Genomic DNA, 9,333 nt, shown 5'->3' on the forward strand with positions numbered 1-9,333 from the left:
TATGTTTTCGCCATTAATCGGACAACAGCAAGCGGTAGAATTATTAACTCAGTCCGTGAAACAACACCGAGTTGCACCTGCTTATATGTTTGTGGGTGCAGAAGGTGTGGGCAGAAGTTTAGCAGCAAAATGTTTTATTGAATTACTTTTTTCTAGTTCGATAAAACCTGATCAAATTCCCATTTTACACAATCGCATTCAGCAAAGAAATCATCCGGCTTTATTGTGGGTAGAACCAACTTATCAATATCAAGGACAAAGATTAACTCCAGCAGAAGCAGCAGAAAAGGGAGTTAAACGCAAAGCACCACCAGTAATTCGGTTGGAACAAATTCGAGAAATTACCCAATTTCTATCTCGGCCACCGTTAGAAGCAGCGCGAAATGTCATAGTTTTAGAACAAGCGGAAACTATGGCGGAATCTGCGGCAAATGCCTTATTAAAAACTTTGGAAGAACCGGGAAAAGCGACGTTAATTTTAATTGCCCCTTCCCCAGAATCTGTGTTACCAACTTTAGTATCCCGTTGTCAAAAAATACCTTTTTATCGTTTGGATACTGGGGCTATGACTCAGGTATTGACGCAAACAAGAAATGAGGAGATTTTGCAACATCCAGAGGTTTTGAATATAGCTGCTGGTAGTCCAGGAAATGCGATTTCATCTTACCAACAATTGCAAACTATTCCTAGCGAGTTTATTGCACAGGTGAAAAAAACACCAACATCTTATCGTCATGCTTTAGAATTAGGCAAGAAAATTGATAAGGAATTAGATACAGAAGCGCAATTATGGTTAATTGATTATTTACAACAATATTATTGGCAACAAATACATGAACCGAAAATTATTCAACAGTTAGAAAAAACTCGGAAATATTTACTTTGTTATGCTCAACCTCGTTTGGTTTGGGAATGTACCTTTTTAGCTTTGTTTCAGATATCGCAAATAAGTTAATTATGGGATGGACGAAAAAATTTAATTTATCGTTATCATTATGCTTCTGGAGTTCCCTTAAAAGATGAAGAATTAAGTCTCAAGGTAAAACCAGGCAGCGACAAAGAACAACGTCAAAAAGTCTTAACCGCTTGGTATCGTCAACAATTAAAAGCACAAATTCCCCCATTAATAGCTAAATGGGAAAAGGTAATTAATGTGAATATAAATGAATGGGGAATAAAAATCATGAAAAACAAATGGGGAACTTGCAATATTCAAGCTAAACGCATTTGGTTAAATTTAGAATTAGCTAAAAAAGATCCTCTCTGTTTAGAATATGTGATAGTCCATGAAATTACCCATTTATTAGAACGGACTCACGGGGCTAAATTCCAAGCTTTAATGGATAAATTTATGCCCAATTGGAGAATATATAAAGAACAATTGAACCGTTATCAATTGAATGAGGATTAAGTTATCATTAGTTTGTTGGCGTTGCTGTGGGAGTTGGTTTATTTTCCTGGGGTAATGCCTGTTTAACAACATTATCAGCAGCTTGTTTAAACATTGGTTCTAATTTATCACGCCAGTATTTAATATTAGGAAGCTTTTCAGGATGATCTCGATAAGCTAAAACCTGATCCCATTGACCATTATCAATAGCTTTATTAATATCATTAGCTAAAGCTTCAGCCTTTGCCCAATCACTTTGCCATTGATTAACAGTATCAACGGTTTCTTTAATACTAGAAACAGCATTTCCTGAAGTTGATTTTAGTAGAGAAATTGCCCCTTGCAAATCTCCTGATTCAAACTTTTGTCTAGCTTTTGCCACCGTTGTGGATTTATCTTCAGTCGGTGGTGTAGATACTTGAGGCTGGGGAGTTTCTACATTAGGTTTAACTGAAACTGAAGGAACAGGACGGGATGCAATTAAAGGACTATCATCTACAATTTGAATTGCCAAACCCTTATCCCGAACACAAGAAATCCATGTATCATTATTAGAAATAATATCAGAATGCGCCCAAGCCAAACGTCCAGATGAAAGTTTTACTTCTACCCAACCTCGCTTTGTTCGCTTACCCGTTACCTCAAATTCATTCGCAGCACCCAAAGTTTTCACGATATTATCAGAATTAATGGCACTGGGTTCAGAACGAATATTAGAATCAGCCTTAACTACAGCCAAACATTTATTTGTGGATTTGCTACTTTCTCCTGTCCAATTAACAGTTAAATTCTTGAAATTGGGAAATATATTTGTAAATAAAGCCGCCACACCACCTGCCAATAATATGCCAATTAATAAAGGTAAAGGATCAGGTTTATTAGATTCTTGGGGAATATATTGTTGAGGTGCAGGTTGAGAACGAAGATGATTAGCGGGAGAAACCGCCATTGTTTGCTGTGTAAATCTGGAAGCTAGGGTTTGAGGAGATTGATAAATAATTTGTGGAGACGTGGGAGGTTGGGAAAATTCCGGGGTGATATTCACCAACTCTCGACAAGCTTGCAGGGCTTCCGTTGCTGTTTGATAGCGTTCTTTGAAATGGTAACGCACCATCTTAGTTAAAATTGCTACTAATTCAGGATTAACAGGAATCAAGTGCTGCCAGTTAATTTCCCCTGTATCTGGGTCTTCTTGCAATTGACTAGCTGGGACTCCCGTTAATGCTTGAATAGCGATAATCCCTAAAGCATAAATATCACTATTAGGACGGGGTTTCCCTTGACCCTGTTCTGTAGGCATATAGCCAGGCGTACCAATAGCTACCGTAGCTGTTTGTTGTCCACCGACCATTATCAAGGGGGATCGTAATTGTTTAACTGCACCAAAGTCTACTAAAACTAATTTATAATCAGCCGCACGGCGAATAATATTATCGGGCTTAACATCGCGGTGAATCACACCTTCTTGGTGAACAAACTCTAGAATACTTAAAATTTCCAACAGCATTTGCATAACTTGGGATTCACTCCAAGGCTGTCCGGGGATAAGTTCTTCATTGAGAGTATGTCCATCAATAAATTCTTGGACTAGAAAAAATTCTTTATTTTCGTCAAAATAAGCTAAAAGTCTGGGTATTTGGTCATGGTTACTCAATTTTTCTAAAGTTTCCGCTTCACTATTAAACAGCCGTTTAGCAGTGGTAAAGATGTTAGAGTCAGAATTAGCTGGTTTTAGGTGCTTAACCACGCAGATGGGATTACCTGGCCGCCTGGTATCTTGGGCAATATAGGTTTGACCAAATCCCCCTGTCGCCAAGATGCGAATGACTTGGTAGCGATGATCTAGTAATTTTCCTATCATAATTTCCCTCCCCAACTTTACAGCTTAATTTTCCCGCTAGTAGTAAATATCTCCAAATTTCCCTTTCTGAAATCAGGTATCTTGAGAAAAGATTTAAATAAAAAGTATAGTTCTCTCATCAAATCAAATCGTTAATTTTGCTATCAGTATCCCTATTTACTAGCTATGCCACCTAAGATAACTAATTCTACCTCATGGGAACAAGCTGAAATCTTGATGCAACCTGCTTTTATTCGCGTGGTTGATAATATTCGCAAGCAGTTGGATATATCCAATTGGCAAGGGACTTACCAAGATGTGCTGACTTGGCCTGCTAATACTAATGATGATACAAAAGCTTTAGTCACTCACTTAGTGCAAGAAATAGAAACTGCAACACCAATACAAGCAGAGGAAATAAAAAAAACTCTGGCTAGTTTGCCCATGCCCCATCCAGGATATCACCTGCTTTTACAACGTCAACAGCAACAAGCAAATATAGATTTGTGGGATTTGTGTTATCAAGTATGTTTTCTGAATTATAGTCCAGAGAATCCAGCAGTTAATATTGATACTAGCTTAATTGATGAATATGGTGATGTAGATTGGCAACAATTAGAAAATAAAACTCAGAACTTGGTAAAACAGGTGTTTGCTAATTTACCCGCAGATTGAGTCTTATTGCCTACTACTAGGATTTTCTAGTTACAATCACTTTAGACATTAGCTAATTTTTTGCCATGAGATTGATTTCTGAACCAGCGATTTCTGTCAAAATTCACAAGATGAAACAACGGGTACGGTGGCAGCATCCGAGTATTTTACAGCAGGGAATTGACCAAACTTCTATGGTGATAGATGATGGCAGTGAAGAAAGTTCAGAATTTTCTTTTATGGTGATGGGTGATACTGGGAGTAAATCCCATTCTGGACATCATCCCCAACGGGAAGTTGCCAAAATGATGTTAAATCATGGTGATGATTGCCGGTTTGTGTTGCACACTGGTGATGTGATTTATATGGTGGGTTCTCGTGAATATTACCCAGCCAATTTTATTGCCCCTTATCGGGAATTTTTGGTTGGTGGTAATTACCCAGAAAATATTGCTTATGATCACATGATATTTAAGTTACCGATTTTACCAGTATTGGGTAATCATGATTATTATGATGTCCCTTTACTATATCGGTTGCTAACTGGCCCAACTTTATCTTTGCGGCAGATGTTTCGTTATAAAGATATTGAAATTGGTTGGCATGGCTCAAATCAAGGTGATGCTTATGCTAGAGCATTTTTAGATTATTTAGCGGCAGTTTCTCCAGCCGAGTTAGAACAGCATTTAAATCAGCATTATAATGCAAAAACTGATCAAGGTCGGTGTTTACGTTATCAACCGGGAAATTTTACTCGTTTACCTAATCGCTATTATACTTTTTGTTATGGTGGGATTGATTTTTTTGCCTTAGATTCTAATACTTTTAATACTCCAGATCCTTTACCCAATAATCAAGCTGGGGACAATTTCCGTCGGGAATTAGAAACCCGTCGTCAAGAAATTGATGCAGAAGAATTACAGATATTGACGAAGTGTGACAAACTAAATCCCGAAAACCCTGACGAAGCCGAACTAATAGCTGAACTTGGGGCAAAATTAGACCAAATTAATGAAGTCAAAATTGATATTGAAAAGCAATTAAAATCTCACACAAATACTAATATTGATTTTGAACAGTTGGCATGGTTAAAAGATAGATTGATTGCATCTTGGCAAAATTCAGCCGTTAGGGGACGAGTCCTATTTTTCCACCATCCATCTTATGTTACAGAAGGAAGTAAATGGAATCAAAGACAGACTTTAGCTGTCCGTCATCGTTTACGGGGGGTTTTTGATGAGGTAGCGAAAAGTTTAGGCAATATTACCCAGGAACGCCCATTAGTAGATATAGTATTTAGCGGACACGCTCATTGTTTAGAACATTTGCGGACAGTTAACACAGGACACGCCGATGCTCATATTAATTATATTATCTCTGGTGGTAGCGGTCGCCGTCTTCGTTCCCAACGCCAAGAAGGAGGAGAATTACTGGAAACCTTTACTAATAATAATAATCTTTCTATTCGCAAAGTTGCAGATTCGCTGTTGTATGTAGGACGGAGTGGTCATGGTTTTGAAAAAAGACAACCTTATTCTTGTGTGCGTGTGGATGTCAAGGAGGGTTTTCCTGCTAAGTTTATCATCACACCACTAGTTACAGAATTAGTTGCAGGAAAATGGTGTGAACAGCAATTAAAACCTTTGATAATTTAATCTTCTGAGTGGTGACGAATTAGGCAAATATTACTGCTATCGTAGTTGAAAACCGCAGATTAATTCAGAGTCTGCGGTTATTAATCATAAATCGGCATTGCTGATTAAGGGTATGAATTTTAGTTTCACGCAAAGGCGCAAAGGTAAGAGTTTTAAAGGTTCAATTTGGGAATTTCATACCTCAATATGGCTATCGCCACGCAGCCTATCAGCAACGCCCATAAATCTATGCTTGGGGAATCAAATTGGTAGTTTTATTAATACCATCCCAAACGATCCAGTTGATATCATTGGCTAAATTATCGGCATTATTAGTCACTTTGAAATAGAACTTGTCCCCATTTTTAAACTGCACAGCAAAATCAGCATTTTGGGCAAAAACAACTATAAAACCTCTATCCCGCAAGCAATACATTGCCCAATTTTTTAAAGATTGTTTCTGGGGTTCGTGGGGAATTGGTGGGTTAGTAATTACGTCTTCAATGACCTTTAATACTTTTTCCATTTTGGTATTTAATGAGGATCACAACGAATTTCAATCATAAACCCATCGGGGTCATAAAAGTACACTCCTCTACCAGTGGGACGGGAAACTGGGCCATAAGCAATGACTAGATTATTTTCTTGAATTACCGTCAATGCTTGATCAAATAATTCTGGATCAATATCAAACGCTAAATGATATGCTCTAGTAAAAGACTTACTAGGATCAGGATCTGGTGGTAATAATTCTGGTTCTCCAAATAAATCAATAATTGTCCCGTCGGGAGTGATAAAATTAGCGACTTTTCCCGTATTGACCAGTTCTATTAATGTTGCAGGTACTTCTTCTCCTGTGAGTTCGTGTAATCCTAAAATATGACCGTAAAAATGGCGAGATGCTACCATATCACGGACGTTAAAAGCGATATGATGGACTTTGCGGAGGTAGCCGTTGGGAATTGTCTTGTTATTCATCTTTGATAAGTGATAATTTTTAATATAAAGATATCAAAGATTATTAGCAAATATCAGCCAATAATATTTAGGGAAATTAACTAAGTCATTGAATACAAGAATAATCCCTCTTTTTGTAGGGAATTAAGGAGCGATGTTACAATAAACCTGATTCGTGCAAATACCTTTTTGGAGTTGAAAATGACCTTAGCAACCACAACCCCAGCAAAACCTTTAACAGACACAGAATTACAAAAAATTAACGCCTATTGGCGTGCAGCCAATTATCTCTCAGTCGGACAAATATACCTTCTCGACAATCCTCTACTGAGAGAACCCCTTAAACAAGAACACGTCAAACCTCGACTATTAGGACATTGGGGAACTACTCCAGGGCTAAACTTAATTTATGCCCACTTCAACCGAGTTATAAAAAAATACGATCTCAACGCAATTTACATAGCTGGGCCCGGACATGGTGGACCGGGAATTGTTGCCAATACCTACTTAGAAGGAACATATAGCGAATATTACCCCAACATCTCCCAAGATGCAGAGGGAATGCAAAAACTATTTAAGCAATTCTCCTTCCCTGGTGGTATTCCTAGCCACGTCGCCCCAGAAACCCCCGGTTCTATCCATGAAGGGGGAGAATTAGGCTATGCTTTAGTTCATGCTTACGGGGCAGTATTTGATAACCCTGATTTGATAGTTGCGGCGGTTGTCGGTGACGGAGAAGCGGAAACTGGACCCCTAGCAACTAGCTGGCATTCTAACAAATTTATTAACCCGGTTACTGATGGTGCGGTTTTACCAATTCTGCATTTGAATGGATACAAAATTGCTAACCCTACCGTATTAGCACGGATACCGCATGGGGAGTTAGAAAGCCTATTTATCGGCTATGGCTATAAACCTTACTTTGTTGAAGGTTCAGATCCTGCCGAAGTTCACCAAAAGATGGCAGCAGTATTAGATACAATCATTCCCGAAATTCAAAGTATCCAAAGAGAAGCGCGGGTACATGATTGCAAAGAAAGACCGCAATGGCCGATGATTGTTTTACGCACTCCTAAAGGTTGGACTGGACCCAAGGAAGTGGACGGGAAGAAAACAGAGGATTATTGGCGATCACACCAAGTTCCTTTTGCTAATGTTGTTGGTAATCCCGAACATCTGCAACTGCTGGAAGATTGGCTAAAAAGTTACAAACCCGAAGAACTGTTTAATGAAAACGGTCAACTGATTCCCGAACTCGCAGAATTAGCCCCCAAAGGTCAGCGTCGCATGGGAGACAACCCCCACGCTAACGGTGGAATTTTGCTGCGGGATTTGAAAATGCCTGATTTCTGCAACTATGCTGTAGAAGTAGCGAAACCAGGAACAGTTAACGCTGAAGCTACCAAAGTTACGGGTAAGTTTCTGCGTGACATTATGAAACTCAACGACGAAAGCCGCAACTTCCGGGTTTTTGGGCCTGACGAAACCGCCTCAAATCGTTTAGATCCTTTATTTGAAGTGACAAACCGCGCTTGGGATGCGGAAACTCTCCCGGAAGATGACCATTTATCACCGGACGGTCGAGTTATGGAAATCCTCAGCGAAACCACTTGTCAAGGATGGTTAGAAGGATATTTGTTAACAGGTCGTCATGGTTTCTTTTCCTGTTATGAAGCTTTTATTCACATCATTGATTCGATGTTCAACCAACACGCCAAATGGTTGAAAACAACTCGTCATATTACTTGGAGAAGACCAATTGCCTCTTTAAATTATCTTCTCACTTCCCACGTTTGGCGACAAGATCATAATGGTTTCTCTCACCAAGATCCTGGTTTTATTGACCACGTAATTAACAAAAAAGCCGAAATCATTCGTGTTTATCTGCCACCTGATGCTAACACTTTGCTATCAGTAACCGACCATTGTTTAAGAAGTCGGAATTATGTCAATGTGATTGTTGCCGGTAAACAACCTGCATTGCAATATTTAGACATGGATTCGGCAATTAAACATTGTACCAAAGGTTTAGGAATTTGGGAATGGGCAAGTAGTGATCAAGACAGTGAAACCGATGTAGTTATGGCTTGTGCTGGAGATGTTCCTACTTTGGAAACTTTAGCGGCTGTGGATATTTTACGGCAACATTTCCCAGATTTAAAAGTGCGGGTTGTGAATGTTGTGGATTTGATGACTTTACAGCCGAAGAGTGAACATCCTCACGGTTTAAATAGCAAAGATTTTGATACTATTTTCACAACTGATAAACCTGTGATCTTTGCTTTTCATGGTTATCCTTGGTTAATTCATCGTCTCACCTATCGGCATACAAATCATCAGAATATTCATGTGCGTGGTTATAAAGAAGAAGGAACAACAACCACACCTTTTGATATGGTGGTAATGAATGATTTAGATAGATTCCATTTAGTTATGGATGTGATTGACCGTGTCCCAAAATTAGGTTCTCAAGCAGCTTATGTGAAGCAAAAATTGCAAGATAAGTTGATTGAACATAAGCAATATATCCAGCAACACGGTGAAGATATGCCAGAAATCCGCGATTGGACTTGGCCATATTAGGATGAGAATGTAGAGACGTTTCCAGAAATGTCTCTACCTAATCAATGCGATCGCACAAAATCCTATCATCTTTCTCTACTCCATCGCTATTTTTGAGATAGTCCTTTACCCAATCACAAGCACTAACCAAAAGTGGATCTAGAGTCAGATTATCTAAATTCCACAAAATTACAGTATCGTCATAACTAGCCGTAGCCAGAGTCTTACCATTGGGGCTGAAGACAACACTTGCAAGGCTGTCCAGATGTCCACTGAAGGTTTGCAGTTCCTTGCCA

The 9,333-nt window shown here is 38.9% G+C and carries 8 protein-coding genes and 1 pseudogene; 5 read left to right on the plus strand and 4 right to left on the minus strand.

Translation table 11 applies throughout. The features are described 5' to 3' along the window. Position 1 precedes the first annotated feature (1 nt). Both FJR11_RS11685 and FJR11_RS11690 read left to right on the plus strand, forming a co-directional pair. Positions 2 to 955, plus strand: a complete 954-nt coding sequence (locus FJR11_RS11685) for a DNA polymerase III subunit delta' (RefSeq protein ID WP_168503834.1) — start codon at positions 2 to 4, stop codon at positions 953 to 955. Positions 956 to 958: 3 nt separating this feature from the next. Then, positions 959 to 1,411 (plus strand): annotated as a pseudogene (locus FJR11_RS11690) (M48 family metallopeptidase); the annotation flags it as partial. Positions 1,412 to 1,418: 7 nt separating this feature from the next. On the opposite strand, the gene FJR11_RS11695 reads toward FJR11_RS11690, so the two are convergent. Next, the gene (locus FJR11_RS11695) at positions 1,419 to 3,251 is read right to left on the minus strand and encodes a serine/threonine protein kinase (RefSeq protein WP_168503835.1); all 1,833 of its coding nucleotides are present in this window, start codon (positions 3,249 to 3,251) and stop codon (positions 1,419 to 1,421) included. Positions 3,252 to 3,416: 165 nt separating this feature from the next. Here FJR11_RS11695 and FJR11_RS11700 point away from each other — a divergent pair, with 165 nt between their 5' ends. Both FJR11_RS11700 and FJR11_RS11705 read left to right on the plus strand, forming a co-directional pair. Further along, on the plus strand, positions 3,417 to 3,905 hold the full coding sequence (locus FJR11_RS11700) for a hypothetical protein (RefSeq protein WP_168503836.1): 489 nt from the start codon (positions 3,417 to 3,419) through the stop codon (positions 3,903 to 3,905). A 65-nt stretch (positions 3,906 to 3,970) separates the two neighbouring features. Further along, entirely contained in the window at positions 3,971 to 5,539 is a 1,569-nt protein-coding gene (locus FJR11_RS11705; protein ID WP_168503837.1) for a metallophosphoesterase, read from the plus strand. Between the two features lie 226 nt (positions 5,540 to 5,765). Here FJR11_RS11705 and FJR11_RS11710 read toward each other — a convergent pair whose 3' ends face one another. Continuing rightward, a complete protein-coding gene (locus FJR11_RS11710; protein ID WP_168503838.1) occupies positions 5,766 to 6,044 on the minus strand; it encodes a hypothetical protein in 279 nt (92 codons plus the stop codon). Positions 6,045 to 6,052: 8 nt separating this feature from the next. Beyond that, on the minus strand, positions 6,053 to 6,496 hold the full coding sequence (locus FJR11_RS11715; protein WP_168503839.1) for a VOC family protein: 444 nt from the start codon (positions 6,494 to 6,496) through the stop codon (positions 6,053 to 6,055). A 180-nt stretch (positions 6,497 to 6,676) separates the two neighbouring features. Between FJR11_RS11715 and FJR11_RS11720 the strand changes: the two genes are divergently transcribed. Further along, the gene (locus tag FJR11_RS11720) at positions 6,677 to 9,058 is read left to right on the plus strand and encodes a phosphoketolase (RefSeq protein WP_168503840.1); all 2,382 of its coding nucleotides are present in this window, start codon (positions 6,677 to 6,679) and stop codon (positions 9,056 to 9,058) included. Between the two features lie 37 nt (positions 9,059 to 9,095). Here FJR11_RS11720 and FJR11_RS11725 read toward each other — a convergent pair. Next, the coding region (locus FJR11_RS11725) for a WD40 repeat domain-containing protein (protein WP_217358227.1) at positions 9,096 to 9,333 on the minus strand (238 nt) is incomplete at its 5' end.

Origin of the sequence: Anabaena sp. UHCC 0187 (assembly GCF_009712035.1) — a bacterium.
Taxonomy (GTDB): Bacteria; Cyanobacteriota; Cyanobacteriia; order Cyanobacteriales; family Nostocaceae; genus Dolichospermum.

Bases quoted from the DNA above. Each gene is read 5' to 3' on its own strand.
- FJR11_RS11710 (WP_168503838.1), bottom strand. From the start codon at position 6,044: ATGGAAAAAGTATTAAAGGTCATTGAAGACGTAATTACTAACCCACCA.
- FJR11_RS11685 (WP_168503834.1), top strand. From the start codon at position 2: ATGTTTTCGCCATTAATCGGACAACAGCAAGCGGTAGAATTATTAACT.
- FJR11_RS11720 (WP_168503840.1), top strand. From the start codon at position 6,677: ATGACCTTAGCAACCACAACCCCAGCAAAACCTTTAACAGACACAGAA.
- FJR11_RS11715 (WP_168503839.1), bottom strand. From the start codon at position 6,496: ATGAATAACAAGACAATTCCCAACGGCTACCTCCGCAAAGTCCATCAT.
- FJR11_RS11695 (WP_168503835.1), bottom strand. From the start codon at position 3,251: ATGATAGGAAAATTACTAGATCATCGCTACCAAGTCATTCGCATCTTG.
- FJR11_RS11705 (WP_168503837.1), top strand. From the start codon at position 3,971: ATGAGATTGATTTCTGAACCAGCGATTTCTGTCAAAATTCACAAGATG.
- FJR11_RS11700 (WP_168503836.1), top strand. From the start codon at position 3,417: ATGCCACCTAAGATAACTAATTCTACCTCATGGGAACAAGCTGAAATC.